This window comes from Adlercreutzia sp. ZJ141 (assembly GCF_011038965.1).
Taxonomy (GTDB): domain Bacteria; phylum Actinomycetota; class Coriobacteriia; order Coriobacteriales; family Eggerthellaceae; genus ZJ141.
Genome location: NZ_JAAKEB010000012.1, coordinates 25,607 through 52,567, shown reverse-complemented (window position 1 = coordinate 52,567; position 26,961 = coordinate 25,607). Strand labels below are relative to the sequence as shown.

Below are 26,961 nucleotides of genomic sequence, written 5' to 3'. Positions count from 1 at the left end.
ATGTGGCAGGCGGGCTTGCGTGCGAAAAGGGGAAACGATGGCAGTCAACGTGTACAGCCGCACGCTGAGGGATGTCGAAGGCGTGCTGTTTGACTTAGATGGAACACTCATCGATACGTACGAAACTATTCTTGTATCGATGCGCTACGCTGTCAACGATGTGCTGGGTAAGGATTTACCAGACTCCGAGCTGATGCGCTTAGTGGGCACGCCGTTGCTCGATCAGTTGATCCATTTTGCAGATGGCGATGAGCAGCGCGGTCGCGAACTCATGGACGCATATCGCGTGCATAACGCCGCCGTGCACGATGCCATGGTGCGTTCGTTTCCTGGTACTGCTGAGGCGCTTGCTCGCATGCGTGACGCTGGCTTGAAACTGGGTATCGTCACGTCGAAGCGCCACGAAACCGCCGAGCGTGGAGCACGCATCGGCGGCGTGCTGCGTTTCTTCGATCTGCTCATTGGTCCGGACGACTGGCCCGAGCACAAGCCTGCGCCGGGTCCGGTATTGCGCGGGTGCGAGCTTTTGGATGTGTCGCCCGCGCGATGTCTGTACGTGGGCGACAGTCCTTACGACTTGCGGGCTGGAAACGCTGCTGGTTGCATTTCTGTGGCGGCGCTGTGGGGTATGTTTAGCGCAGATGAGCTGGTAGCTGAACACCCCGCAATTATGTGTGCCTCGCTTGGTGAGCTTACCGACGCACTGCTCGCCGGGCGGTAGAGGAGTGCGTCGTGTCGGTCGTGCGCTTGCCGGTTGTAACACCTGTGTTCTTACGACGCCTCGTGCCCTTTTTATCTGCGGATTCCTTTCGGCCGATCCGCGAATCGCCGCATACTTCGCGCCGCTTTTGCGAGCTTGTTCCCTTTTTCTTTCGCCAGCTATGCTCGCCTTTCTTACGTGAGCGCTTGCCGCCTGCAGTACCGGTGCCGTCTTCGAGTAGGGTGGGGTCGGTCTGAAACGATTCGAGCTGCATAATGGGAATGTCTTTGCCGATAAGCTTCTCGATTTGTCGAAGCAGGGTGCGCGACTGGCGAGTGCAGAACGAAATAGCCACACCGTCTTCGCCTGCACGTCCGGTGCGGCCGATGCGGTGCACGTAATCTTCAACAATGTCGGGCAGATCGAGGTTCACCACATAGTCAACCTGGGGAACGTCGATGCCGCGCGCCAGCACGTCGGTGGCCACGAGCACTTTGCACGTTCCGCGGCGAAAACTCCCGAGTGCCCGGCGGCGGGCTCCCTGACTCTTGTCGGAGTGAATGGAGTCGGCTTTGAAACCGTGCTCGTTGAGCATAGTGGCGAATTCTTCGGCGCGCATTTTCGTGCGTGCGAACACGATCACGCGTTCTGCATCGCGCTCGGTGAGCAGCGCGCGCAAAAGCTCACCTTTACGATGGTGCTCGATGGGCAGCACGTACTGCGCCACCGTCTTCGCCGTTTCGCCGCGCTTAGACACTTCGATCATCTTAGGGTTGTGCAGAAGCGACCCTAAGTTGCGCTCGATCGACTCGTCGATGGTTGCGCTAAACAGCAGCGTTTGCCGATCTTCTGGCGTAGCGTTTACGATGGTGGTCACATCGGGTAAAAAGCCCATATCGAGCATGCGGTCGGCTTCGTCAAGCACGAGCACGTCGATCTTGGACAGGTCAACGTGGCCCTTGTTCATGAGATCCATCAACCGGCCCGGGGTAGCAATGAGTACGTCGGTGCCCCGGCGTAGCTCATCGATCTGTGGGCCATAGGCGCTTCCTCCGTACACCACGGTGGAGAAATGCCCCGTCATCTTTGTGATGGTAAGGCATGTCTTGAAGATCTGTTGAGTGAGCTCGCGGGTGGGGCTTACAATCAGCACGCGCGGTGCGCGCTTTCCTCGCTTGCCTTTCGGTAGTGTGCTTAAGATGGGAAGCAGGAAGGCTGCAGTTTTTCCTGTGCCGGTGCTTGCTGCCGCGATGATGTCGTAGCCTTCCAAAACGAGCGGTATCGCCCGTTCCTGCACAGGGGTTGGCTCGGTGTATTTCAGTTTCTTAACCGCTTTGAGCGCATTGCTCGACAGGCCGAGATCGGCGAATTCCGTCATGGTATTCCGTTCTGTTCGGGTGCTGTTGAGCCGAATGCCGGTAAGGTTTCGCGTGGCTCATGCTCGCAGGCACGTCAGTAGGTTGATGATGACGTGCTTTTGAGGAAGTAAGTCATCGCATGCCCGTAGGCACGAAGGCTAGTATGACATAATATGCGGCGAGCAAGCAGGAAAACACGAAGAATGCGATAGGGATACTTCATGGCTGATTACATAGAAGGAAAGCGGCCGATCATCGAAGCGCTGCGTACGGACGTGCCGATTGAAAAAGTACTCATGGCCGACAACGTCCGACGCGATGGGATGATCGATGACATTGTCCGCAAGGCGAAACGCGCTGGTACGCCTGTTATCAAGGTGTCACGCGCCGAACTTGACGAGAAGTCGGAGCGGGGGAGTCATCAGGGAGTTATCGCTGTGGCGAGTCCCTATGCGTACGTTGGCGTGGGTGACCTGATTCGGGCAGCGAGTGAGTATGCCGAGGCGCATGACGGTCGGGCACTCCTGGTGGTTCTCGACCACATTACCGATGCGGGCAATCTTGGCGCGATCGTACGCAGCGCAAATGCGGTGGGGGCAAGTGGCGTCGTCATTCCCAATAAGCGTAGCGCGCGCATTGAGGCTTCCACATACAAAAGCTCGGCGGGAGCTATCTCTCACGTGCCGGTTGCGCAGGTGTCAAACGTGGTGCAAACACTCGAGCGTCTCAAAAAAGAGGGCTTTTGGGTGTGTTCTGCCACCGAGTACGCGCATGACACGGTATGGAAGACCAACCTTAAGGGCAAGATCGTGCTTGTTATGGGTAACGAATCCGAAGGAGTATCGAAACTCGTCCAGCAGCACAGTGATCTTTTGGCGAAGCTGCCTATGGAGGGTCAGGTGGCTTCATTGAACGTGGCACAGGCGGCAACCGCCTGCATGTACGAGTGGCTGCGCCAGAATTCGTAAGGGTTGCGTTATGGTCCGTTCTCGCAAAAAGCTGCTTATTGTCGACGGGTATAATGTGTTGCGTTCCGGTAGCCGCTACAAGCCGGTGAGCAGGGATCATCCCGATTACACCGACGATGCATTCAATATTGCTCGAGAGCGGCTTATTAACGATGTAGTGAACTACACTGGTCGTGACACGAGCGCCATCATCGTGTTCGACGGCGGTGACAATGAGTTTTCTGATCGCAAGTCGCAGACGGTTGGTGGCGTACGCATTGTGTTTAGCCCCACCGGGCAAACGGCCGACAAGGTGATCGAGAAGCTTGCACACGACGCGCGTGAGCGGGGTGTGGAAACCTTAGTGGTGTCAAGCGACGCCACTATCCAAGACACCGTGTTCGGCGGCGGGGTCGATCGCATGAGTGCGAACGGCTTCAGCCACGAGGTGAGTATGTACTACGCCGACGCACGTCTCGATGAGACTCCGAAGGTCGCCGAAAAGCGCACCATCGCCGGACGCATCGATGCAGCTACACTCGAGAAGCTCAAAGCCCTGCGCGACGGGCTGTAGAAGCCAAAAAGTCATATTTGCAAAACCCCAGGTGGGCGCTTAAAAGTACAGTAAAAATCCATACTATCGAAAAATTTTTCTTGACTTCGCCTCCAATATGGTAATAATTTTTACGTTTATGACATTTTAGGCAAACGACGCTATTTCGAAGGAGGATAAGCCCGTGGCGAAAGCTCAGGAAACAGCTCCCAGCAGCCTGTATCGGGAGAGGCGCAGCTTTGCGAAGATTCCCGACGTCATGGATGTCCCCAACTTGATCTCCGTTCAAACTGACAGTTTTGAATGGTTCAAGACCGAAGGCCTTGCGCAGGCCTTCCGGGACATCAGCCCCATTGAGAATTCCGCGAAGGATATGTGCGTGGAATTTGGGCGACACGAGTTCGGCGATCCGAAGTACACGGTCGATGAGTGTAAAGAAAAGGACGTGAGTTATCAAGCTCCGCTTTTCGTTGAGATCCGTTTTATCAATCGTGAAACTGGCGAAATGAAGGAGCAGGAGGTGTTCGTGGGCGACTTCCCGCTCATGACTCCCCGTGGTACCTTCATTATTAATGGCACCGAGCGTGTGGTCGTCTCCCAGCTGGTTCGCAGCCCGGGTGTGTACTTCGCTGCCGAGCGCGACAAGACATCCGACAAAACCATCTACAACGCCAAGGTCATTCCGAGCCGCGGTGCTTGGCTTGAGTTTGAAACTGACAAGCGCGACATTTTGTCGGTACGTATCGACCGCAAGCGCAAACAGCCGGCGACGCTGCTTGTGCGCGCGCTTGGCTTGGCTGAAACTCGCGATGAGATCATCGAGCTTTTGGGTGCCGACGAAATGGTACTGCGCACGCTTGACCGCGACCCCGCCACCACGAAAGACGAGAGCCTCATCGAGTTGTATAAGCGCTTCCGTCCCGGTGAGCCGCCTACCATCGACTCTGCTCGTACGTTGCTCGAAGGTCTGTTCTTCAACCCGCAGCGCTACGATTTGGCGAAGGTCGGCCGCTACAAGATCAACAAGAAGCTTGGTTTTGATCCCGATCACGATTCCTCGACACTCACCGATGAGGACATCGTGGCATCCATGCGCTACATCATTGCGTTGCATGCTGGCCAGGAGGGTGTGTCTACCGACGACATTGACCACTTTGGCAACCGCCGCATCCGCACGGTGGGTGAGCTGATCCAAAACCAGTTCCGCATCGGACTGTCTCGCATGGAGCGCGTGGTTCGCGAGCGCATGAGCATGCAGGAGCCTGAGGGTATCACGCCGCAGAGCCTGGTGAACATTCGTCCCATTGTGGCCGCCATCAAGGAGTTCTTCGGCAGCTCCCAGCTGTCGCAGTTCATGGACCAGTCCAACCCCGCCGCCGGCATTACGCATAAGCGCCGCCTGTCGGCACTCGGCCCGGGTGGTCTGTCGCGCGAGCGCGCCGGCTTCGAGGTGCGCGACGTGCATACCTCCCATTATGGTCGCATGTGCCCCATCGAGACTCCTGAAGGCCCCAACATCGGCTTGATCGGCTCGCTTGCAACCTATGCTCGTGTGAACCCGTACGGCTTCATTGAGACGCCATATCGTCGCGTCATCGACGGTAAGGTAACCGATGAAGTTGACTACCTGACCGCCGATGAAGAGGAAAGTTACACCATCGCCCAGGCAAATGCGTCGTTCCATCCTCAAACGCGCGAGTTCGGCCACTTCGATGACGACGGCAACTTCGTGAAGTCGGTGAAGGTGCTCTGCCGAACCACCGACACCAATGGCGTGTTTGGTGAGGCTGCTGACATGCCGGTTTCCGCTGTCAACTACATGGACGTGTCCCCGCGTCAGATGACCAGCGTGGCAACCTCGCTCATCCCATTCTTGGAGCACGACGACGCAAACCGCGCTCTCATGGGTTCGAACATGCAGCGCCAGGCCGTGCCGCTTCTGCGTCCGCACGCTCCGCTTGTGGGCACTGGTATTGAGCATCGTATTGCGGTTGACTCTGGTGAAATCTTGGTTGCGCAGAATTCTGGTGTGGTCGACTACGTCGATGGTCAAACCATTATCATCTTAAACAACGATGGCGAGTATGATGAGTACCTGGTGCCGAAGTTCCAGCGCTCCAATCAGAGCGGATGCATCAACCATCGGCCGCTCGTCCGCAAGGGCGACGAGGTGGCTGCCGGTGACGTGTTAGCTGATGGTCCGTCCTGCGACGGCGGCGAGCTGGCGCTGGGCCAAAACCTTATGGTTGCCTACATGCCGTGGGAAGGCTACAACTACGAGGACGCCATTATCGTGTCCGAGCGTGTGGTAGCCGAAGACCTGCTCACGTCTATCCATATCTCCGAATACGAGGTCGACGCGCGCGATACGAAGCTCGGCCCCGAGGAAATCACCCGCGAGATCCCCAATATTTCCGAGGACATGATTTCCGACTTGGATAACGACGGCATCATCCGCGTGGGTGCTGAGGTATTCCCGGGCGACGTACTGGTGGGCAAGGTTACTCCGAAGGGCGAAACCGAGCTCACCGCCGAAGAGCGCCTGCTGCGTGCTATTTTCGGTGAGAAGGCTCGTGAGGTACGTGACACTTCGCTGAAGGTGCCGCACGGAAGTGGTGGCCGCGTCATCGGCATCAGTCGCTTCTCCCGCGAGGCAGGCGACGAGCTGGCTCCTGGTGTAAACGAACTTGTGCGCATCTACGTGGCGCAGAAGCGTAAGGTGCAACAGGGTGATAAGCTGTCCGGTCGTCATGGCAACAAGGGCGTCATTTCGCGCGTGCTACCGGTAGAGGACATGCCGTACCTTGCCGATGGTACGCCGATTGATGTTATTCTGAATCCTCTGGGCGTGCCCTCCCGTATGAACGTGGGTCAGCTGCTCGAGAATCACTTGGGCTGGGCCGCGAAGTGGGGCTGGTCTGACGAGGAAGAGACTGACGAAGTGGTGGAAGGCCCCATTCACGTGGCAACGCCGGTGTTCGACGGCGCCACCGAGCGTGAGATTTCAGACGCCATTGAAAGGGCTAACCGCAACCTCATCAACATGAACCACAAGAAGTACGGCGACATGGCGCGCGATGAGTTCGTGCCGCAACTGTCCCGCACGGGTAAGACGTGGCTCTATGACGGTCGCACGGGCGAGAAGTTCCGTGAGCCTATTACGGTTGGTCAAACTTACATGCTCAAACTCGGCCATATGGTCGATGACAAGATCCATGCCCGTTCAACCGGCCCGTACAGTCTGATCACCCAGCAGCCGCTGGGTGGCAAGGCGCAGTTTGGCGGTCAGCGCTTCGGCGAGATGGAGGTGTGGGCGCTCTACGCATACGGTGCTTCCAACGTGCTGCAGGAGATTCTCACGGTGAAGTCCGACGACACGGCGGGTCGCGTGAAGAGCTACGAGTCCATTGTGAAGGGCGAAAACATCCCGGCAGCCGAAGTACCTGAGTCCTTCAAGGTTCTGGTGAAGGAAATGAAGTCGCTGTGCTTGAACGTTGTGCTCGAAGGGCACGACCGCAGCGCCGAGGCTCATGCAGACGATGCGTCTGCCGGAAGCGACGCCGAGAGCCAAGCGCTCTATGATGCTTTGGCCGAAGACGCCCGCAAAACTGAGGCCGACGACACGGCAAGCGCGCTTGACAGCATTGCGGCCGAGCTGGGAGAGCTGATGGGCGGAAATGATACTGAAACGAACGAACTGATCGGTGAAGGGGAGGAGCGATAAATGACAGAATTCGACGTGAACAACTTCGACGCCCTGCGTATCTCGCTCGCCAGCGCCGAGGATGTGCGCAGCTGGTCGAACGGCGAAGTAAAAAAGCCCGAGACTATCAACTACCGTACGCTCAAGCCCGAGAAGGATGGCTTGTTCTGCGAAAAGATTTTCGGTCCCACCAAGGACTGGGAGTGCGCATGCGGCAAGTATAAGCGTGTCCGCTTCCGCGGCATCGTTTGCGAGCGCTGCGGCGTTGAGGTGACCCGTTCTAAGGTGCGCCGTGAGCGCATGGGCCACATTGAGCTTGCGGCCCCAGTGAGCCATATCTGGTACTTCAAGGGCAGCCCGAGCCGTTTGGGCTACCTGCTTGATATTCCGCCAAAAGAGTTGGAGAAAGTGCTGTACTTCGCCAGCTCCATCATCACGAGCGTCGACAAAGAAGGCCGCGAGGAAGACGAGGAGATGCTGCGCGACGAGCTGGCGGCCGACCTCGAGGAACTCGATGCTGAGCGCGATCGTCTGGTTGAGGAAACCCGCCGTTTGTCGAGCGACTACGTGCCTGCTGACGACGACTTCGTTGACGAGGTGGAAGAAGACGAGCGTCTTACGCCCGAAGAGGTTGACGAGGAAATCGCTGGCATCTACGAGGAATTCGCCGAGATGAAGGAAGTGCGTCAGGAGGCGTTCGAAACCTTCATGAAGATCGAGCCGAAGCAGCTTATTCCCGACGAGGGTCTCTATCGCGAGATGCGTACGAACTACCGCGACTACTTCACGGGTGGCATGGGTGCCGAGTCCGTACGTGACCTGCTGAATGCCATGGATCTTGAGGCTACGGCCGAAGAGCTGCGCGAGGTCATCGCCACGGGTAAGGGTCAGAAACGCGCTAAGGCTATCAAGCGTCTGAAGGTGGTTGACGCATTCTGCAAGTCAACCAACAAGCCTTCCGACATGATCTTGGACGTGATCCCGGTTATCCCGCCCGACCTGCGCCCCATGGTGCAGCTCGACGGTGGCCGCTTCGCTACATCTGATCTTAATGACCTGTACCGTCGCGTTATTAACCGAAATAACCGCCTGAAGCGTTTGCTCGACTTGGGTGCTCCCGAGATTATCGTGAATAACGAGAAGCGCATGCTGCAGGAAGCGGTGGATAGCCTTTTCGATAACGGCCGTCGTGGCCGTCCTGTTACGGGTCCGGGCAACCGTCCGCTGAAGTCTATCGCCGACATGCTGAAGGGCAAGCAGGGCCGCTTCCGCCAGAACCTGCTGGGTAAGCGCGTTGACTACTCTGGCCGTTCGGTTATCGTTGTGGGTCCGCAGCTGAAGCTGCACCAGTGTGGCCTGCCTTCGCAGATGGCACTCGAGCTGTTCAAGCCCTTTGTCATGAAGCGTTTGGTGGAACTTGAGCACTGCGGCAACATCAAGGCAGCCAAGCGCGCTGTCGACCGTGGGTCGAGCTACGTGTGGGACGTGCTGGAAGAGGTTATCCGCGAGCATCCGGTGCTCTTAAACCGCGCACCTACCCTGCACCGCTTGGGTATTCAGGCGTTTGAGCCCGTGCTCGTTGAGGGCAAGGCTATCAAGCTGCACCCGCTGGTATGTACCGCTTTTAACGCCGACTTCGACGGCGACCAGATGGCTGTGCATGTGCCGTTAGGTGCCGAGGCTCAGGCCGAGGCCCGCGTGCTCATGCTGTCCTCTAACAACATCAAATCACCTGCTCATGGCCGTCCGCTTACGGTACCTACGCAGGACATGATCATCGGCTTGTACTACCTCACGGCTGCTCGTGACGGCTTCCCGGGTGAGGGTCGCGCGTTCATCGACTTCGCTGATGCACTGAATGCTTATGACGCCCGTGCTGACGTTGACCTGCAGGCGAAGATTTGGGTGCGCTTGACGTGCGATACGAAGGTTGCTACTGCGTTCAACCAGTTCGAAGAGCACAAGGCTGGCGAGCGCATTGAAACGACTATCGGCCGCATCACGTTCAATAGTGTGCTGCCCGACGAGCATCCGTTCCTCAACTATGAGATGAACAAGAAAGAGATCAGCCGTTTGGTAGAGGACGTGTGTAATCGCTATGCACTCTCCGATATTCCGGCTATCTTGGACGGTTTGAAGGATGCGGGCTTCCATTACGCCACGCGTGCGGGCGTTACCGTTTCGGTGTACGACGCTACGGTGCCGCCGAACAAGGCAGAGATCCTGGCTGCGGCTGACGCGAAGGTGGCCGCCATCGACGAGGATTACGAGATGGGCCTGATGAGCCACGAGGAACGCCATAAGCAGGTAGTTGATATCTGGAATGAAGCCAACGAAGAGGTTGGCGAAGCCATGGCTGACAATTTCGACAAGTTCAATCCCATTTACATGATGGCGTTCTCTGGTGCTCGAGGCAACATTAAACAGATTCGTCAGCTTGCCGGTATGCGCGGACTTATGTCCGACCCGAAGGGTGAGATCATCGACCGCCCCATTAAGGCGAACTTCCGCGAGGGTCTGTCCGTTCTGGAGTACTTCATTTCCACGCACGGTGCTCGTAAGGGTTTGGCCGACACGGCACTGCGCACGGCTGACTCGGGTTACCTTACCCGTCGTCTGGTGGACGTGGCGCAAGATGTCATCATCCGCGAGATCGACTGCGGAACCACCGATGGCGTGCCGTATCCGGTGCGCACCGAGAAGGGCGAGCTCGATGAGAACTTGATCGGCCGTTGCCTGCTGGAAGATGTCGTGTCAACGAGTGGCGAAGTCATTTTGTCGAGCGGCAGCTACATCGAGAGCATGGATCAGTTGCGCGCCATTGACGAGGCGGGTCTTGATCAGGTAGTTATCCGTACGATCATGACGTGCCACGCTGAGCACGGTGTATGCCAGAAGTGCTATGGTTGGGACCTTGCCACCGCACGTCCGGTAAACATTGGCACGGCGGTAGGTATTATCGCCGCACAGTCCATTGGTGAGCCGGGTACCCAGCTTACGATGCGTACATTCCATACCGGCGGTGTTGCTGGCGAGGACATCACGCATGGTCTGCCGCGTGTCCAAGAGCTGTTTGAGGCCCGCAAGCCCAAGGGCCTGGCGGTGCTTGCCGAGATTTCCGGCACCCTGCAGGTGTCCGGCGACAAGACATCGAAGACCATCACCATCCACGATCAGGAAGGTAACTTCCGCGAGTACGTGGTGTCCGCTCGCACCCAGCTTCTGCCGGGTGTGACAGATGGTTGCGAGGTCACCATCGGCCAGCAGCTCACCAAGGGTTCTGTGAACCCGCACGACCTGCTACGCTTAACCGATCCGAACACCACGCTGCGCTACATTGTCAGCCAGGTGCAGGGTGTGTATGTGTCGCAAGGTGTTGACATTAACGACAAGCATATCGAAGTTATTGCGCGTCAGATGCTGCGCAAGGTGGCCGTTACCGATGCGGGCGATTCCGACCTGCTGCCGGGTCGCCAGGTGAACCGCTTCGAGTTTGAGCGTGTGGCCAACGAGCTTATTGCTGAGGGCAAGAACCCGCCGATTGGCCAGCCGCTGCTGCTCGGCATTACGAAGGCGTCGCTTGCTACCGATTCCTTCCTGTCGGCTGCGTCGTTCCAGGAAACGACAAAGGTGCTCACCGATGCTGCTATCGAAGGCAAGGTAGATACGCTGGCCGGTTTGAAGGAGAACGTTATCATCGGCAAGCCTATTCCTGCGGGCACGGGTCTTTCCCGTTACCGCAATGCGGGTCTTACCTACAAGGGTCGTCCGGTGTCGCCTGTTGCGGGTGATTCTCTTCCCGACTTTGCGCCGGATGACTTGCGCGATATCGAGGAACTGCTGCCCCAGCAACAGGATTGGCCACTTGACGGCGAAGGCTACCTGGGTGCTGGTGGCGTTTTCAGCAGCTACTTCAGCTCGTCGTTTGGGCATCGTGGCGTGAAGTTGTCCGATGAAGACGCTCGCCTGTATATCTACGACGATTTAGGCGTGTCGCAGCGTTGGGCGAACAAGTTCTCCGAGGCCGGCATCGAAACTGTTGCCGACTTGGTGGGCCGCAACGAGGAAGACCTGCTGCGTATCGAAGGCATTGGTGTGAAGGCTATCGAAGAGCTGAAAGAGGGCTTGGCCGAGCGTGAGCTATCCTACGTCATCGAAGACGACCTGAACGCGTCGAATGACGACATGAGCCAGCTGCTCGACATGGTGTTCTCTCCCGATGACACCATCCTCATTGGTGGCGATGAGCCGCCAACCTTCAACACCGAGGGCGAGGATATGCTGGGTGAGGCGTTGCCGCCGCGTTCCTATCAGCGCAACCTTGAAGAGCTCGATGCACTTTTGGGGTCTGTAGGTTCGTTTGGATTCAGTCTAACGAGTAGGCGTGATGAGGAAGCCTCGAACGCCGAGGACTAAAGAACCGCCATTGATAAAGGGGGCGTGCGATTCGTGCGCCCCCTTTAGCTGCTATCGAAGAGGGACTCATGACTTTGAAAACCTACGTGCCTGAAGGCGAGACGCCGCAGGCGTGCCAGATCGGTGCGTCGTTGGAGGTACTTGCGAACACCATATCTGCTCGCCGTTCGGCGGGGGAAGAAAGCTACACGTATCGCCTGCTTACAGGGGATATCGACATGGTGCTGAAGAAGCTCATGGAAGAAGCTGGCGAAGTTGCATTGGCTGCGAAAGACGTCAATGTACAAGTGGTGGGTGCGTGCGATTCGAGTGCGTATGATGCCGCGATCGACCACCTGCGTTACGAGGCGGGCGATGTGGTGTACCACTTGCTCGTGGTGCTCGAGCGCTTCGGTATCTCCATCGATGAGTTTGCGGCCGAGATGAACTCGCGTATGCGAGACGATGAGATATCCCTTCACGAGGGGATGGTACGGTTGCAGCCGCAGCATGTGAATCGTGGAAAGTAAAACGAAAGGACGATCATGGCACGACTGTTTGGGACCGATGGTGTGCGCGGCGTGGCAAACGTCGAGCTTACCTGCGAGATGGCGTACCGTTTGGGGCAAGCGGCTGCTGAGTTTCTCGGTAAGGCTATTGTGGTGGGTAAAGATACGCGGTTGTCGGGCGATATGCTTGAAGCGGCACTTGTGGCAGGTATAACGAGCGCCGGCGGCACTGCGCTTATGGCTGGTGTAATTCCTACACCGGGTGTGGCGTTGCTCGTGCGTAAGCTCGCTGCTGCTGGTGGCGTAGTTATTTCAGCTTCGCACAACCCGCCTGAGTATAACGGTATCAAGCTCTTCGATGCGCAAGGTTTCAAATTGCCCGACGCCGTTGAGGATCAAATCGAAGCGTTTATCGCTACCGGTGGTCTTGAGGGTCGCAGTGCCGAAGCGCGAAAACACGCCGGCGTGCCAGCAGCTATGCCAAGCGGAGCGGAACTGGGCGTTGCTGTTGAAGTTGAGGGCGCGTGCGACATGTATGTCAGCCACTGCGTGAGCAGTATCGAAAGTCAGGGGCTCGATTTCGCAGGTATGCGCATTGCGCTTGACACAGGGCATGGTGCCTCGTCGCTGACAAGCGCTGAGGCGTTGCGGCGCTTGGGCGCCGACGTTGTAGTCATTAACGATGACTTCGACGGAACCGACATCAACGTACAGTGTGGGTCAACCCACTTGGAGCCACTGCGCGCGCTGATGAAGGAAAGTGGCGCCGATGTAGGTATTGCGCACGACGGCGATGCCGACCGCGTGATGCTCATGACTCCCGACGGCGACGTGATCGATGGCGACGTGATTGAAGCGGTGTGCGCGCTCGACATGAAACAACGTGGTTGCCTGACGGGAAACACTGCTGTAAGCACCGTTATGTGCAACTTGGGGTTCGTTCACGCCATGCGCGATGCTGGTATCGACGTGGTGCAGACCAAGGTGGGCGACCGCTATGTACTCGAGGAAATGCGAGAGCATGGGTATTCCATTGGCGGTGAACAGTCGGGGCATATGATCTTGCTCGAGCATAATTCCACCGGTGATGGCCTGATGACGGCGTGCCAGTTCCTAGCGGCTGTCAAGCGGAGTGACAAGTCAGTGACAGAGGCGGCGAAGGTGATGACCCGCTTCCCACAAACGCTCATTAACGTGCGTGTAGCCGACAAACACGCCGCTGATAGTAACGACGTTGTGCAGGCTGCGGTGGCGGCAGCGCAAGCGGCTCTCGGCGATTCGGGACGCGTGCTGTTGCGTCCTTCCGGTACCGAGCCGGTCGTTCGCGTGATGGTGGAGGCGGCGTGTGCTGCCGATGCCGAGCGCTATGCGAAAGCTATTGCCGAAGTGGTCGAGCGCGAGTTATAAGTACGCTTGACCAGCTCTTACATCGTACGGGCGTAAGTAAAGCGGCCCTGCAGCAGAATGATCGCTGTAGGGCCGCTTTTAATGCTGGCGAAAGAAATCAGTGTTTCCCTAGCGGCGCTTCTTCAGGCGCACGATAGTACGGGCGAGGAAACGGACAATGGCGCTCGGGTCATCTCGATCAGCGGCAGCGCCCACGATCGTCTGCGAAACGGCAAGCGTGGTGTCAAGAGGCGGTTCTATAGCGTCGGGCACGACTGTCTTGATGGCGGGCGACTCTTCGTGTGTGACGTCGCATTCCGCTGTTGATGCGCTTGTTGTCACCGCTTCATCGTCCTGTGCTGACATGGTGGCTTCAGGTGTCTGTGCGGCAGCTGCTTCGGTAGCCCGTTGCTGTTCTTTTGCGAGCTTCTGCGCTTTCTTGATGCGCTTCTTCTCGCTTTTTCTTGCTTCATCAGAAGCGACGGCATCGTAGGCCTGTTCGATCATAGCGGCCTGCGCGTCAAAGGGCGCCTCGCCGTCTTTCAAGAAGTAGCGAAGCGGCGTGTACGTACGGTCACTTCTCAGTTCGCGAAGCTTCGCTGTGTCAGCCATGCAGGTGTTCAGGTAGTCGATGACCTGGGTGCGCAGCGACTCATCGCGCACCGGCCAAGCGATCTCAATGCGCTTGTCCATGTTGCGGGTCATCAGGTCGGCACTTGACAGGTAGATGCTCATGTCGTCTGCGGGACCAAACCCGTAGATGCGGCTATGCTCGAGCAGGCGGCCCACAATGGACACGACGCGCACGTTTTCGGTATGGTCGGCCACGCCCGGTACCAGACAGCTGATGCCGCGCACGAACATGGTGATGGGAACGCCCGCGCGGCTCGCCTGTTCAATTTTCTCCATGATGTCGATGTCGGTGACCGAGTTCGTTTTGAAGAAGAGCCCGCACGGTTTTCCGGCTTCAGCTAAGCGCATCTGCTCATCAATGTTTGCCAGAATCATCGGCTTGATTTGCAGCGGGGCAACCCACAGCACCTCATAGCTGTTCGATGTGCTTTCGAGTGCCATGTTACGGAAGAACTCAGCAGCGTCACGACCGATATCGGCATCGGCGGTGATGTAGGAGAAGTCGGTGTACAAGCGCGCTGTCTTCTCGTTATAGTTGCCAGTGCCCAGCTGCGTGATAGATTGAGGGCCGTTTTTCGTCCGACGGGTGATGCAGCAGATCTTTGAGTGTACTTTGTAGTCGCGGAATCCGTAGATAACGTTGCATCCCGCTTGCTCGAAGCGCTGTGACCATTCGATGTTGTTGTTTTCGTCAAAGCGGGCGCGCAGTTCGAAGAGCGCCGTTACCTGCTTTCCCCGCTCGGCGGCCGCAATGAGTGCTTCGGCGAGTTGTGATTGGCTTGCGAGTCGGTATAACGTGATCTTAATCGATATGACTTCGGGATCGGCTGCAGCTTCTTGCAGCAGCCGCACGAAGGGCTCCATGCTCTCATAGGGATAAGACAGCAGTACATCACGCTTGGACACCTGGTCTAAGATGCGCTCCTTGCGCGACAGACACGGCGGCCATTGCGGGCTGAAAGGCTTGTTTACCAGGCCTTCGCGCAGGTTTTCTGGCAGACGCGAGGCTAATCCGAACGTGTAGCTCATGTTGAGCGGCAAGCAGGTGGCATAAGCCTGATGGGGCTTAAGTCCCAAGCGGTCGAGCAGGTGGCGGCGTAGGGTGTCGGAGAGCTTGCGCTCGCTTTCAAGGCGCACGGGCGCTAGGCGCGTACGCTTCTTCAAGATGCGCTTCATGTGTTCGCGGTAATCGTAGTCGCTCTCGTCAGTTCCTTCTGAAGCGTCCAAGTCGGCATTGCGGGTGACGCAGATGATGTTCGTGTGCTTCACCGAGTACATGTTGAACACCTCGTCGACCACCATTTCAATGGCATGCTCCAGCAGCACGTACTGGAATCCATCGCCGGGAATCTGGATAACACGCGGGCATTGACGCGGCATGGGGACAAGTCCGAGCGTGACGCCTTCCGCTCCGTGGTTCTTCGCAGCCTTCTTCGAAGTGTTATCTTCATCAAGACGCAGCACAACATACAGTGCGCCATTTTCCAGATGAGGGAAGGGGTGGCGTGAGTTGATGATTTGAGGCGACAAGAACGGGATAATGTTGTCGTGGGCGTACTTGCTTAAGAAACTACGCTGTTCGTCGTTGAGATCCTTGTGATGGAGCCGGCGAATTCCCCGTTCGGCAAGTTGGGCACGCACGCTGCCGTAGATGGTTTCCTGGTCGGTGTACAGGTCGAAGCAGCGGCGGTAGATGGCGTCGAGCTGCTGAGCAGGAGTCATGCCCGATTTCGTATCGAGAATCTGCTTTTTTACCAGTGACAAGTCGGTGAGACTACCGACACGCACCATGAAGAACTCTTGGAGGTTGCTCCAGAAGATACTAATGAAGTTCAGGCGTTCGAGCAGGGGAACGGTTTCGTCGGCACCTTGATCGAGCACGCGCTTGTTGAAATCAAGCCATGAGAGCTCGCGATTCTGCAAATAGCTGCTCGGGGAAACGGCATTGCGGTCGTCCATGAACTTCACTCCTTCACGCATGTTCCGCACGGCCGACCGCGCTGTACCGTTGTTGCAAAGGCGGTTGACTCGAGTGCGGTTGGGAACGTCTCTATTATACCTTCGTATTTCGGTGTAGCGCGTGATGCTAAGATATCAACCGGGCAATTTCGTCAAGTTGGCACGTGTCCGTCAAGTCTGTCAAATACGTCAAGTTCAATAGGCTCGTAGGGTTTGTCTATTTTGTTAGATCCGTCAAATCCGTTAGGTCCTGATATGTCCGCTCGCTCTGGTTATCAACGTGTTTGTGGTATCATCCGTGTCAGTAGGTAACCATCGCGCAGCCCATGCTTACATACGCAGACACGCCCGATGTTAAGGCGCCGCATGAGCGTCGTTAAGATGATACACCCAGGAACGGCCGTGTGCATGCGCTCGGGCACTGCGCGAACCGCATGGTGGGCAAAAGCATTCGTGTCGGTTAGACACCGCTCTATAACGCTCGCTGCATCAAGGATGCCAAACACCTTCGGGCGTCGTCCTAAGCTGAGCAACTTTGCTGTTGCACGCACGCTGCCACCAACGCCGTACGCAACGTCGCAGGCGAAGCGGTCGATGTCGGCAATGTTGTCGAGGTTTCGCTCGAACTCGCTTGCGATAGCGCGTGCTTCTTGTTGTGTGGGAAACACGCCTGATACGAAGCGCTCGTAGGACGAAAGCGATCCCTGCCCGATGCTTACCGTGTGGGTGATGTTGCCCGCTTCTATGCGGGTGATCTCGGTTGATCCGCCGCCGATATCGACAATCAAGCCATCATCAATGCGGTAGTCGCAGGTGGCGCCCACGAATCCGAGTTTTGCCTCGTCGGCTCCCGACAGCAAGGTGATGTTCGTATTGCATCGGCGCTCGATGGCGCGCACGGCCTCTTCTCCGTTTTCGGCGTTGCGCAACACAGCGGTGGCGAACACGTCTGTTCGCTTGCAACCGAAGTACGCCGCGCGCGTGAGATGGTCGGAGAGTACTTTCGAGGCGCGCTCAACACCGGCTTGCGTGAAGGTTTTGTTCTCGACATAGGAAGCAAGCCCAGCCATCACCTTGTCGTTGATGACACTGTGAAAGCGCGGTCTTTGATCGTTCCCGCCACCCTCAACGTCGTAGACGACCAGGCGGACGGTGTTCGATCCCATATCGACAACTCCGTACGTTGGCATGAGACCTCCTGTCTTATCCTCACGCTTTTCGAGCATGCGCCGTGCGTACGCGAACGGGCCCGATGATTGTAGGACATGGGCGCTGTGTTTCTCCCATTAAGTACAAACGCTTTACTCAATCTTGACGCAGTTTTCGCGCTTTACTCCATGCTATGATGAAACAGTCGTGAAAAACCCATTTCAGAGAAGGGGAAGGCCATGCTAGAAACCGTTGATTTCTCGCGAGAGCCTCTGTCGAAGGAGACCTACAAGCCGCGCAAAGACGAGCTAATGAAAGAGCTTGTGGTGTTGCAGCAGCAGGCACGTGAGCGTGGTGTTGGGTTGGTGGTGCTGTTCGAGGGTTGGGATGGTGCCGGCAAGGGTAGCCGCATCTCCGATCTTATGTACAATCTCGATGCGCGCGCAACAAGCGTTCACGTGACCGAGAATTTCGACGCGAAAGCAGCCCGCGAGTTCGCGGGGTCGAAGTATGGCGTGACCGGGTTCTTCCCTTCGATGCAGGAATTCTGGATGTCGCTTGGCATGCGTGGCACCATCACGTTTTATGATCGCGGCTGGTACACGATGGCCATGCAACACATGTTGTACGAGGAATACGGTGACCAGTCTGCAAAAAAGGGGAAGAAGCACGACGAGGGTTCGGCTATCCGCGCACTGCGTCATCACCTTGCTTCAGTGGGTGATTTCGAGAAGCAGCTGGTTGATGACGGGTATCTGATAGTGAAGTTCTTCGTGCATATGACGAAGGAAGGGCAGAAGCGCCGCATTACCAAGCTGCATGATGATCCGGCAACCCGCTGGCGCGTCAGCGAAGCCAAGCTTTCGCGGTTGGGTGATTATGAGCAAGCATACCGCCTGTATGACAATCTGCTTGAAGGTAGCGACTTCTCGTTTGCGCCGTGGCACCTGCTTAACGGCGAGGATAAGCGTGACTGCAACTTGCGGATTGCCGAAACCTTGGTAAGCGCGCTGCGTAGCGCCCTTGCTGCTGCACCCGACGAGGCTGCCGCGAAGGCCGCCGCGAAGGCGCAGGCCAACTCGTCCGGCGCACTCGAGAACGTGTCGTTGTTTGACCGCACGCCCGAGCAGGAGCAGGCTATTCGAGAGCAGGCCGAAGCCGAGGCTCGGGAAGCTCACTGTCGCGCGCCGCATGCTTCGCGCTTCCAGCAGGCGCCAAACGCACCCACCGTCGATGACATTGACTGCACGCTTCAGCTCGATCGCGAAACATATCGTGAGGAACTGAAAGAACAGCAGAAGCGCTTTGCTAAGCTGGAACTCGAGATGTACCGCAAGCGCATTCCGCTCATCCTCATGTACGAGGGATGGGACGCTGCGGGTAAGGGTGGCAGCATCAAGCGCGTGGCGCAGGCTATCGACGCGCGCGCCTACACCATCTTCCCCAGCCCTGCTCCCACCAAGCCCGAGCTGCTACACCCGCATCTGTGGCGCTACTGGACACGCCTGCCCAAGGCCGGTCATGTGGGAATCTATGACCGCAGCTGGTACGGCCGCGTGTTGGTCGAGCGCGTTGAGGGGTTTGCAAGCCCCGCCGAATGGGCGCGCGCCTACGACGAGATCAACGAGTTCGAGCAGGAGCTGGTGCGATGGGGTGCGCTGCTGCTGAAGTTCTGGGTGAACGTAAGTCCCGAGGAGCAGCTGAACCGCTTTACTGACCGCCAGAACGATCCGGCGAAACAATGGAAGATAACCGACGAAGATTGGCGCAACCGCGATAAGTATCCGCAGTATAAGGCAGCGGTCGATGACATGTTCCGTCTCACGCATACGAAGCACGCGCCGTGGACAGTGTTGGAGAGTGACGACAAACTGTACGCTCGCGTGAAGGCACTCACGGTAATTAACGATGCGCTTGAAAAGCGCCTCGACTAGAATCATCCACAGGGGTTCGTTTACAGGAGGGCTGCTGCTTTGGCGGCCCTCCTTATACTTGTCGAAGCCCAAGGCGGAGAAGAGCGCTCTGAATACGGACGAGGGCTCGTAAAAGAGCTTTCCATTCGCCTTACTCGCGATTATGGTAAAGGCTTCGATCCTACGAATCTTTGGCATATGCGCAACTTCTACCTTTCCTTTCCAATTCGTGACGCACTGCGTCACGAATTGAGCTGGACGCATTGTCGCATGCTTACGAAAGTGAAAGATGTCGAAAAACGAAAGCGTCCGCGGTAGGTGATGGCTTACCGTGCAGGTGCTTTAATGCAACGAAAGCGCCCGACGTGAGTGAAATACTCACCGCTCGAACGCTTAAGTGAAACGTGTGATAGCACGTCTACCTGACCTTGGTAACTGACCTACATCGTCAATAGCGCTTTGTGGCACGTCAGTGGATCGACGCCGGTCGACGTCGGTGAATACTGGCGACATTAAAGTTATGCCATGTTCACCACTGGGTGCTTTGGAGAGGGTCGGCGAGTGTTGGTGAGCAGGACTGTTGCAATGTCATCGCAACGTAACATTGAAGAGACTGCTATTCCACCTTATGATGCTGGTGAACGCCGGAACGCGGGAATAGAATAGCTTTGGAGGTATGAATAGGATGATCGGTCAGAACATTCTCTCGCTTAGGACAACACAAGGCATGACGCAAGAAGAGCTCGCGCAAAAAGTAAGCGTTGCGAGACAGACCATTGCGAAGTGGGAGTCGGGAGATGCTATGCCGGATCTGAACAATGTGTGCAAGCTCTCAGAGGTCTTCGATGTGACCCTCGATGCGCTGGTGCATCATGACGAACACCGTGTCGGCTATCCTATTCCGCCCCGTGGAAGGCACCTGTTTGGAGTCGTTCGCATGGGCGAGAGAGGGCAGATTGTCATTCCTAAGAAAGCACGCGATATCTTCGGCCTTCATGCAGGAAGCGAGCTTCTTATACTCGGTGATGAGTCTCAGGGTATTGCGCTTCAACGTGTTGAGGATGCCGTTGCTCTGCTTGAACGGTACGCGCGTGCGGTTAACGAAAGAATGTCGGCCGATTCTGAATGAGAGGATCGCAGCTATGGGATGTTGCGGCGTTTGCGGTAATGAGGCAAAGCTATCCTACACTGTTTACGGGAGTGACAAGCCTCCACTGGTGCTCGTTCATGCGCAGGGTACCGATTCGCGCAGCTTCGACAAGGTTATTAAGCCTCTTTCTCGTGACTTCTCAATATACGCGGTGGATTGCTTTGGGCACGGAAAAAGCCCGCACGAGCCGTCCCTTTATAACATCGTGTCGATAGGGGATGCCCTTGTAAGGCTAATTGAGAGCGCCGTCGGTGAGCCCTGTGCGCTCTTGGGACATTCTTCCGGCGGGCTTATCGCCGCCTATGCCGCAGGAAAGACGGATCTCTGCGAGCTGCTTATCTTAGAAGACCCACCTTTTTTCTCCAGCCAGGCAGAGCGCAGGAAGAATACGTTCAACTACATTGACTTGTCCTCGGTGTGTCACAAGTACTTGCAAGACGCAGTGGAAGAGAACTTCGTCTTGTACTACTTCGAGAATCAATATGCGTGGAACTTTTTCCCCGATAATGCGCGCCAAAAAGTGCGTCCGAAGAGCATTGAAGCTGCCAAGAAGTTTCTAAAACGGCATCCGGAAAGAGATCTGAAAGTTCCCTTTTGGCCCAAGAGTGCTCTGGCTGCGTTCGTTGGAATGGGCAACTATGACCCGCGTTTTGGAGAAACGTTCTACGACGATAGTTTCCATTGCGGAATACCGCATGAGGAAATTTTGACGAAGATAGATTGCCCAACCTTGTTCATGAAGGCCAAAACCGAGTGGTCCGACGATGGAATTTTGTTTGCCGCCCTCAGCGAAGAGGATTTAACAAGGTGTTTAGGGCTCATTTCAGATTGCGAGTTGGCTCGTTTCGACTGCGGTCATGGGATTCATGTCGAGCAGCCTCGTCAATTCGTGCAGGTAATTAAGCGCAAGCGTGCGACATTGGGTCACGCTCGCATTTAGGGTTACACTGCGGCGCGGTATGTGGCTTTAGCAGCTCTCTGTGTACACCTTCTCTTCCACAAACCAGCGAGGGTGGTCGTAATACATTTCTGTGATGGTGTTACCCATGCGCACGGTGTAGCAAATGCCATCGCCTCCAACGCGTCGGGCATTGCGGCGTTGCACGCGCAGCACTTCGTCGATCACATAGGTTTTACCGCGAAGTTGCACCTCTAACGGGCGTACATGGCCCTCTTCGTCGGTTCTTGTAGTAACGAGCACGTACCGTTTTACCCGCTCTTCTATTCCCTTCACCTTTAACCTGCTCTCTATTTGGTTTCAGCTCGCTCTTGTCTGGTGGCATTTATTCGCGCAGAAAACCCACGGGATGTACGGTGTTGGACTCTTTTATGTCTAAGTGCGCCATGGTGTCGTCGGTCAGTTCAACCATGCGATACACGCATTTGTTTCCGAAGCGACGGCGCAGGTTATCAATTGCGTATTCAAGACGCTCCATCTCTAACACGCGCTGAGTATTGCCAAAAAGGTCATCTTGTATGGGCTCTGTCATGGGAACAAGATGAGTGGCGCGAACGTGAATAGCGCGCAGCGCGTTTTCCCTGTTCAAAGGCTGCGCGTTTTTTAAAAGTTCCATGGCACAGTTTGCTATGTCTTTTGTGATGCACGTTGGCGTGCGCAGCGTAAGCTGGCGCGAATACCCTGACAAGTCGTGTGCGAAGCGCGCGCCAACAGCAACCGTGCGGCAGCGAAAGCAGCTTTCACGCATGCGTTGAGCAACCGATTCGGACAAAAGCCAGACCAAAGCACGCACGTCCTCTTCACACTCCAAATCATGCGGGGCGGTAAGCCCGTTGCCGATACCTTTGATGGTGTAGTCCACATCTGCCTTGGCGGGGTCAAACACCTTTACAGGCGAGGGGTCTTCACCGCGGGCGAATGCACGAAGCATGCGGCCTACCTTACCTGTTCCGCCGAAGCGGTTTCTGCAGAACGTATCTGAGATGTGGGCGACATCACCTATGGTTTCGATTCCCGACAAATGGAGCTTGTGGGCGGTTGCTGCGCCCACGTAGATAAGATTCTTCGCGGGCAACGTCCAGGCGATGCGCTTGTAGTTCTCGGGCGTGATGGACACGATGCCGTCTCCTGGGTCAATGTCGCTGCCGAGCTTGGCAAACACTTTGTTCCAGCTGCTGCCGATACTTACCGTAAGACCGAGTTCTGACTTCACACGTTCCGAAATCTCTTGCGCTATGGCTTCTTGTGATCCAAAGAGATGAAGTGAACCGGTGATGTCTATCCATGCTTCATCAAGGCCGAACGGCTCTATTTGGTTGGTGTATTCGTAGTAGATTAAACGAGCGAGGCGCGAATACTTTTTGTAGGCGGCGTAGTCGGGCGGCACAACGATTACGTTTGGGCATGCCTGCTTTGCTTCCCAAAGGGCCTGGGCAGTTTTTACCCCTGCGGCTTTCGCTTCGCGCGACTTAGCTAAGATGATGCCATTGCGTCTTTCGGGGTCGCCCGCGACAACGACGGGTTTATTGCGGATGGCTGGGTTGTTATGTTGCTCGACGCTGGCGTAAAACGCATTCATGTCGATATGAAGTATGGCGCGCTGCCGCACGGGTTCACCCCCTCGCTTTCGTCTGACGTGCGATTTCATAGGAACATTTGTTCTGTTTTGTGAGTGATAATGATGCGCCAGAAACACGCTCGCGTCAATCGAACAGACTGTGGATTTTTGGATTTACGTTGAATATGGGTTATGGGGGCTATGGCTCAAAAAGTAGCCCCGATGATCTATGCTCCTCAGGGACTGGCGGGCTTCACGTCGGGCCTGTAAAAAGTACTGAAGCCTATCCAGGCAGCGCCGAGGACGTAGCGACTTTTAGGTCGTTGGAAATGTGTGAGGTAGATTGATCTCGATGTGTGTCACTCCGCTTCTCGAGATATATAATTGCAGGCGTTTGATAGCATTCGAGAAGGGCAGAGCATGAACATAAGCGAAGAGTCGTTGCGCCTGCACGGTCAGTGGTGTGGAAAGCTAGACACCGTGCCGAAAATGAGCATTGCCACGCGCGAGGATTTAGCGTTGGCGTACACGCCAGGCGTGGCGGAGCCGTGTCGCAAGATAGCCGAAAACGCAGATGAAGCGTATCGCTACACCATGAAGGCGAACACGGTTGCTGTGGTAACCGACGGCAGCGCCGTTCTGGGCTTGGGCAACATCGGGCCTTTGGCGGCTATGCCGGTCATGGAGGGCAAAGCGGCACTGTTCAAGGCGTTCGGCGGCGTGAATGCAGTTCCTATTTGCCTTGACACGCAGGATGTCGACGAGATAGTTGAAACGGTCGTTCGTATTGCGCCAGCCTTTGGTGGCATCAACTTGGAAGACATTTCGGCGCCGCGCTGCTTTGAGATCGAGCGCCGACTTATTGAAGCGCTTGATATTCCCGTGTTTCATGACGACCAGCACGGAACCGCCATCGTGGTGCTTTCGGGCATTATTAACGCGCTGCGTTTGGTAGGCAAGCGCAAAGAGGACTGCCGCGTGGTGGTAAACGGCGCAGGATCGGCGGGTATCGCCATTTCGAAACTGCTGCTGAGTTATGGGCTGCGCCATCTTATTCTCTGTGACATCAACGGCATCGTTTCCTCACGTACCCCTGGGCTCAATGATGCGCAGCGGGCAATGCTTGCTACTACTAATCTTGACGATAAGCAGGGTACACTTGCCGATGCACTGGTGGGCGCTGACATCTTCGTGGGTGTTTCGGCGCCGAACGTGGTAACCCCTCAGATGGTGGCTTCTATGAACAACGACGCCATTCTGTTTGCCATGGCCAACCCCGACCCAGAAATTATGCCCGACGTGGCACGGGCGGCAGGTGCGCGCGTGGTGGGCACGGGGCGCTCGGACTTCCCTAATCAAATTAACAACGTGGTGGCGTTCCCAGGTATTTTCAAGGGAGCCTTAGAAGCCCGCGCACCGCGTATCACGAAGGCGATGAAGCTTGCTGCAGCCGAAGCGTTGGCGTCGCTTGTGTCCGACGATGAGCTGTGTGAAGACTTCATTATGCCTGAACCGTTTGATCCGCGTGCTGTTGAATGCGTGGCGCGTGCGGTACGCGAGTGCCGTGAATAGGCGAGTGCTGCGAATAGTAAAGGCGAGCTGCCTGTTAGGGAACGCGCTTCCCTGACAGGCAGTTTTGACTAGTGTTTCTTTGCGGCCCAATCGCGCACGAAGGCACGCAGTGCGTAAGGCTCGTTTTGCACGGTGCCTTCAATAACGGCGTCAAGTGCCGCGTTTAGCACGTGCCCTACGAGCGGCCCGCGCTCGACGCCAGCTGCGATAACGTCGTTGCCGTTAATTGCCAAGTCACCAATTTTAAATGCCTCATCTTCACGGATGATGTCGTCAAGAATCCGTTCGAGCTCGGTGGCGTGGGCGATGCGTGTGTGGTATTGGGGGGCTTGGCCCTTTGAATCGCCCCGTTTAAGTTCGCATAGCATGCGGAATAGCTGTTCGTTGCCGCCAAGACGCCGCACAGCGCGCTTCACGGCTTTTGGTGTGGTGTCGATAACGTCGTCGTGATGCTCCACTAAGGTAACAACCTGCTGTCTGAAGACGGCGCTAAAGCTCATCCGGTTCATCACGCCTTCGGCGACAACACGGCTGATGTTTGCATGTCCGTAAAAATGCCCGGTTCCGGTATCGTCGGTGAAAAATGCTGCGGGTTTGCCTACATCGTGCAAAAGTGCTGCCCATCGCAAGGTGGGGGTCGGGCGTACTGCATCAACTACGTGTGCGGTGTGTTCGAGTACGTCGTAGATATGGTAGGGTGTTTTCTGATCGAAGCCTTTCATAGCAACAAGCTCGGGAAGCACGGCCGAAAGCGCGTCAACGGTATTCATGATGGCGCTTCCCGCATAAGGAGATGTGAGTAACTTGGTAAGCTCTGCGGTCACGCGCTCGCGCGACACGCCTGCCATCAGCTTTTTCGAACGAATCATCGCTTGTAAGGTCATCTGTTCGATGGGAAATCCGAATTGAGCGCAGAAGCGGCACCCGCGCAGGATGCGCAAGGCGTCTTCGGAGAAGCGCTGCACGGGGTCGCCCACGGTTCTGATCACACCACGTTGAAGATCGCACCTGCCGCCGTAGGGGTCAATAAGGCCGCGCTCGGGATGGTAGGCCATCGCATTGATGGTGAAATCGCGCCGCGCGAGGTCTTCCTGGATGCTTGTTACGAAACGCACCTGGTCGGGGTGGCGTCCGTCGGAATATGTTCCATCGGTTCGGTATGTGGTTGTTTCAAACGCTGCATCGCCAACGATAACGGTTACGGTGCCGTGTTTCGAACCTGTGTCATGCACGCGCAAGCCGCAACGCTCAAACGTCGCTTGCACGTCGGAGCATGTTGCCGAGGTGGCAATATCAATGTCGGAGCAGGCCCGGCCGAGCAGCATGTCGCGAACGCACCCGCCGACGCCCCACGCTTCAAAGCCCGCGTCTTCAAGTATGCTCAGTGCAGCAAGGGCTTCGTTGGGTAGGTTTATCGAATGCATGCGGCAAGACTCCTTTTTCGTGCGAACTGCACCATCATACCGCATACGTGCAAGGTGCGGTTTCTGCAGGTTCTGCGCACGGCGGGACGAATTGGTACAATGAAGGCAATGCAGCGCGCGTTGCTAGCGGTGTTGGCGTCTGCATTCCAAAATGATGTTGACAGGGAGTTGCCTTGTATTCAGAAGAGAGTCTGTCGCAGCGGCGCGTTTCGGCGCACGTGTATGAGCGGTTCGATGACGCGCCTATTGGCGTGTTCGACTCGGGCTTTGGTGGGCTTACCGTGGCCCGCGAGATCATAAAGGTTCTACCCAACGAGAGCATTGTGTACTTCGGCGATTCGAAACGCTGCCCATATGGTCCTCGCGACCAACATGAGGTTGACAGTTTCGTGCAACAAATTGGGTCGTGGCTGGTTAATAAGGGCGTAAAGATCATCGTTATCGCGTGCAATACTGCAACAGCAGCGGGGCTTGCACATGCGCAGCAAACCTTCGACCTGCCGGTTATCGGCGTGGTTGGCCCCGGTGCGCGTGCGGCGGCACAAGCAACGCGCAACCGCCGTGTGGGTGTTATTGCGACGAAGGGGACGGTTGAGTCGGGTGCATACTCGCACGCCATCAGAAACATTGATGCGGGTATCACTGTGTTTTCCACACCCACGCCGCGTTTCGTGGAGATAGCCGAGCAAGGTATTCGCATGGCCGAGGGGCCTATCGAAAACTACATGTCGCTTGCGTCGAAGGTATACATTCGCCCTGAATTCCAGGAGATTGCACGCGAGTACCTTGAGCCGCTGCGCCGATGCGACATTGACACGCTGGTTTTGGGGTGCACCCATTTTCCCTTGTTAAAGGCTCTTATTGGAGGCGTGGTTGGTCGCGAGGTGACGCTTATTAGCTCGGCGAAGGAAACCGCGCGTGATGTTGCCGAAATTCTGTGTCGGCAAGGTGCCGCCGCGCGTCCTGGCTGTCAGAGAACCTACGAGTTTTTCACCACGGGTGACGACGTAGATGAGTTCCGTCGTTTTGGGAGCCGCGTGCTGCGATTCGATATTGGTCAGGTGCAGCATGTGGAGCTGCCATAAATGAGTGTT

Annotated in this window: 19 protein-coding genes; 13 read left to right on the top strand and 6 right to left on the bottom strand. The window is 56.4% G+C overall.

The window, feature by feature from the left end; genetic code table 11:
- Positions 1-37 precede the first annotated feature (37 nt).
- Entirely contained in the window at positions 38-721 is a 684-nt protein-coding gene (locus G7Y44_RS07195; protein WP_241158249.1) for an HAD family hydrolase, read from the top strand.
- Here the strand turns inward: G7Y44_RS07195 and G7Y44_RS07190 are convergent.
- On the bottom strand, positions 693-2,078 hold the full coding sequence (locus tag G7Y44_RS07190; protein WP_165248670.1) for a DEAD/DEAH box helicase: 1,386 nt from the start codon (positions 2,076-2,078) through the stop codon (positions 693-695). The two genes, G7Y44_RS07195 and G7Y44_RS07190, sit on opposite strands and share 29 nt — an antisense overlap.
- Positions 2,079-2,279: 201 nt before the next feature.
- On the opposite strand from G7Y44_RS07190, the gene rlmB reads away from it, so the two are divergent.
- From rlmB to glmM, 6 genes are all read left to right on the top strand, one after another.
- Positions 2,280-3,026, top strand: coding sequence for a 23S rRNA (guanosine(2251)-2'-O)-methyltransferase RlmB (gene rlmB, locus G7Y44_RS07185; protein WP_165248668.1), 747 nt, complete (start codon positions 2,280-2,282; stop codon positions 3,024-3,026).
- A gap of 10 nt (positions 3,027-3,036) precedes the next feature.
- A complete protein-coding gene (locus G7Y44_RS07180) occupies positions 3,037-3,579 on the top strand; it encodes an NYN domain-containing protein (protein ID WP_165046280.1) in 543 nt (180 codons plus the stop codon).
- A gap of 238 nt (positions 3,580-3,817) precedes the next feature.
- Positions 3,818-7,282 carry a DNA-directed RNA polymerase subunit beta gene (gene rpoB, locus G7Y44_RS07175; protein ID WP_371807470.1) on the top strand — a complete coding sequence of 1,155 codons (3,465 nt, stop codon included), beginning with the start codon at positions 3,818-3,820 and terminating at the stop codon, positions 7,280-7,282.
- Positions 7,283-11,677 (top strand): DNA-directed RNA polymerase subunit beta', encoded by a 4,395-nt coding sequence (locus G7Y44_RS07170; RefSeq protein ID WP_165046037.1) that lies wholly within the window; start codon positions 7,283-7,285, stop codon positions 11,675-11,677.
- Positions 11,678-11,745: 68 nt separating this feature from the next.
- The gene (gene hisE / locus G7Y44_RS07165) at positions 11,746-12,186 is read left to right on the top strand and encodes a phosphoribosyl-ATP diphosphatase (protein ID WP_165046036.1); all 441 of its coding nucleotides are present in this window, start codon (positions 11,746-11,748) and stop codon (positions 12,184-12,186) included.
- 15 nt (positions 12,187-12,201) lie between these two features.
- Complete coding sequence (glmM, locus tag G7Y44_RS07160; protein ID WP_165248664.1) at positions 12,202-13,572, top strand: phosphoglucosamine mutase; 1,371 nt, start codon at positions 12,202-12,204, stop codon at positions 13,570-13,572.
- A gap of 108 nt (positions 13,573-13,680) precedes the next feature.
- Here glmM and ppk1 read toward each other — a convergent pair whose 3' ends face one another.
- Positions 13,681-16,143, bottom strand: coding sequence for a polyphosphate kinase 1 (ppk1, locus tag G7Y44_RS07155; RefSeq protein ID WP_241159220.1), 2,463 nt, complete (start codon positions 16,141-16,143; stop codon positions 13,681-13,683).
- 275 nt (positions 16,144-16,418) lie between these two features.
- Complete coding sequence (locus G7Y44_RS07150; RefSeq protein ID WP_165046033.1) at positions 16,419-17,333, bottom strand: Ppx/GppA phosphatase family protein; 915 nt, start codon at positions 17,331-17,333, stop codon at positions 16,419-16,421.
- 198 nt (positions 17,334-17,531) lie between these two features.
- Here G7Y44_RS07150 and G7Y44_RS07145 point away from each other — a divergent pair, with 198 nt between their 5' ends.
- The 4 genes from G7Y44_RS07145 (at position 17,532) to G7Y44_RS07130 (ending at position 21,295) form a co-directional block, all read left to right on the top strand.
- Positions 17,532-19,226, top strand: coding sequence for a polyphosphate--AMP phosphotransferase (locus G7Y44_RS07145; RefSeq protein ID WP_165046032.1), 1,695 nt, complete (start codon positions 17,532-17,534; stop codon positions 19,224-19,226).
- Between the two features lie 39 nt (positions 19,227-19,265).
- On the top strand, positions 19,266-19,523 hold the full coding sequence (locus G7Y44_RS10585; RefSeq protein ID WP_165248660.1) for a DUF1016 N-terminal domain-containing protein: 258 nt from the start codon (positions 19,266-19,268) through the stop codon (positions 19,521-19,523).
- Positions 19,524-19,890: 367 nt separating this feature from the next.
- Positions 19,891-20,334, top strand: coding sequence for a helix-turn-helix domain-containing protein (locus tag G7Y44_RS07135; protein WP_165248658.1), 444 nt, complete (start codon positions 19,891-19,893; stop codon positions 20,332-20,334).
- Between the two features lie 13 nt (positions 20,335-20,347).
- Positions 20,348-21,295, top strand: coding sequence for an alpha/beta fold hydrolase (locus G7Y44_RS07130; protein ID WP_165248656.1), 948 nt, complete (start codon positions 20,348-20,350; stop codon positions 21,293-21,295).
- Between the two features lie 27 nt (positions 21,296-21,322).
- Here the strand turns inward: G7Y44_RS07130 and G7Y44_RS07125 are convergent, their stop codons facing one another.
- Complete coding sequence (locus tag G7Y44_RS07125; RefSeq protein ID WP_165046029.1) at positions 21,323-21,589, bottom strand: hypothetical protein; 267 nt, start codon at positions 21,587-21,589, stop codon at positions 21,323-21,325.
- Between the two features lie 49 nt (positions 21,590-21,638).
- Entirely contained in the window at positions 21,639-22,922 is a 1,284-nt protein-coding gene (locus G7Y44_RS07120; RefSeq protein WP_165248654.1) for a DNA polymerase Y family protein, read from the bottom strand.
- Positions 22,923-23,291: 369 nt separating this feature from the next.
- Here G7Y44_RS07120 and G7Y44_RS07115 point away from each other — a divergent pair, with 369 nt between their 5' ends.
- Complete coding sequence (locus G7Y44_RS07115) at positions 23,292-24,443, top strand: NAD(P)-dependent malic enzyme (protein ID WP_165248652.1); 1,152 nt, start codon at positions 23,292-23,294, stop codon at positions 24,441-24,443.
- A 68-nt stretch (positions 24,444-24,511) separates the two neighbouring features.
- Here the strand turns inward: G7Y44_RS07115 and G7Y44_RS07110 are convergent, their stop codons facing one another.
- Entirely contained in the window at positions 24,512-25,867 is a 1,356-nt protein-coding gene (locus G7Y44_RS07110; RefSeq protein WP_165248650.1) for a CCA tRNA nucleotidyltransferase, read from the bottom strand.
- A 173-nt stretch (positions 25,868-26,040) separates the two neighbouring features.
- Between G7Y44_RS07110 and murI the strand changes: the two genes are divergently transcribed.
- Positions 26,041-26,952, top strand: a complete 912-nt coding sequence (gene murI, locus G7Y44_RS07105; protein ID WP_241158220.1) for a glutamate racemase — start codon at positions 26,041-26,043, stop codon at positions 26,950-26,952.
- The last annotated feature ends 9 nt before the right edge of the window (positions 26,953-26,961 follow it).

Bases quoted from the DNA above. Each gene is read 5' to 3' on its own strand.
- hisE (WP_165046036.1), top strand. From the start codon at position 11,746: ATGACTTTGAAAACCTACGTGCCTGAAGGCGAGACGCCGCAGGCGTGC.
- G7Y44_RS07195 (WP_241158249.1), top strand. From the start codon at position 38: ATGGCAGTCAACGTGTACAGCCGCACGCTGAGGGATGTCGAAGGCGTG.
- glmM (WP_165248664.1), top strand. From the start codon at position 12,202: ATGGCACGACTGTTTGGGACCGATGGTGTGCGCGGCGTGGCAAACGTC.
- G7Y44_RS07180 (WP_165046280.1), top strand. From the start codon at position 3,037: ATGGTCCGTTCTCGCAAAAAGCTGCTTATTGTCGACGGGTATAATGTG.
- rpoB (WP_371807470.1), top strand. From the start codon at position 3,818: ATGGATGTCCCCAACTTGATCTCCGTTCAAACTGACAGTTTTGAATGG.
- ppk1 (WP_241159220.1), bottom strand. From the start codon at position 16,143: ATGGACGACCGCAATGCCGTTTCCCCGAGCAGCTATTTGCAGAATCGC.
- G7Y44_RS07135 (WP_165248658.1), top strand. From the start codon at position 19,891: ATGATCGGTCAGAACATTCTCTCGCTTAGGACAACACAAGGCATGACG.
- G7Y44_RS07115 (WP_165248652.1), top strand. From the start codon at position 23,292: ATGAACATAAGCGAAGAGTCGTTGCGCCTGCACGGTCAGTGGTGTGGA.
- G7Y44_RS07145 (WP_165046032.1), top strand. From the start codon at position 17,532: ATGCTAGAAACCGTTGATTTCTCGCGAGAGCCTCTGTCGAAGGAGACC.
- G7Y44_RS07190 (WP_165248670.1), bottom strand. From the start codon at position 2,078: ATGACGGAATTCGCCGATCTCGGCCTGTCGAGCAATGCGCTCAAAGCG.
- rlmB (WP_165248668.1), top strand. From the start codon at position 2,280: ATGGCTGATTACATAGAAGGAAAGCGGCCGATCATCGAAGCGCTGCGT.
- G7Y44_RS07110 (WP_165248650.1), bottom strand. From the start codon at position 25,867: ATGCATTCGATAAACCTACCCAACGAAGCCCTTGCTGCACTGAGCATA.
- G7Y44_RS07170 (WP_165046037.1), top strand. From the start codon at position 7,283: ATGACAGAATTCGACGTGAACAACTTCGACGCCCTGCGTATCTCGCTC.
- G7Y44_RS07130 (WP_165248656.1), top strand. From the start codon at position 20,348: ATGGGATGTTGCGGCGTTTGCGGTAATGAGGCAAAGCTATCCTACACT.
- G7Y44_RS07150 (WP_165046033.1), bottom strand. From the start codon at position 17,333: ATGCCAACGTACGGAGTTGTCGATATGGGATCGAACACCGTCCGCCTG.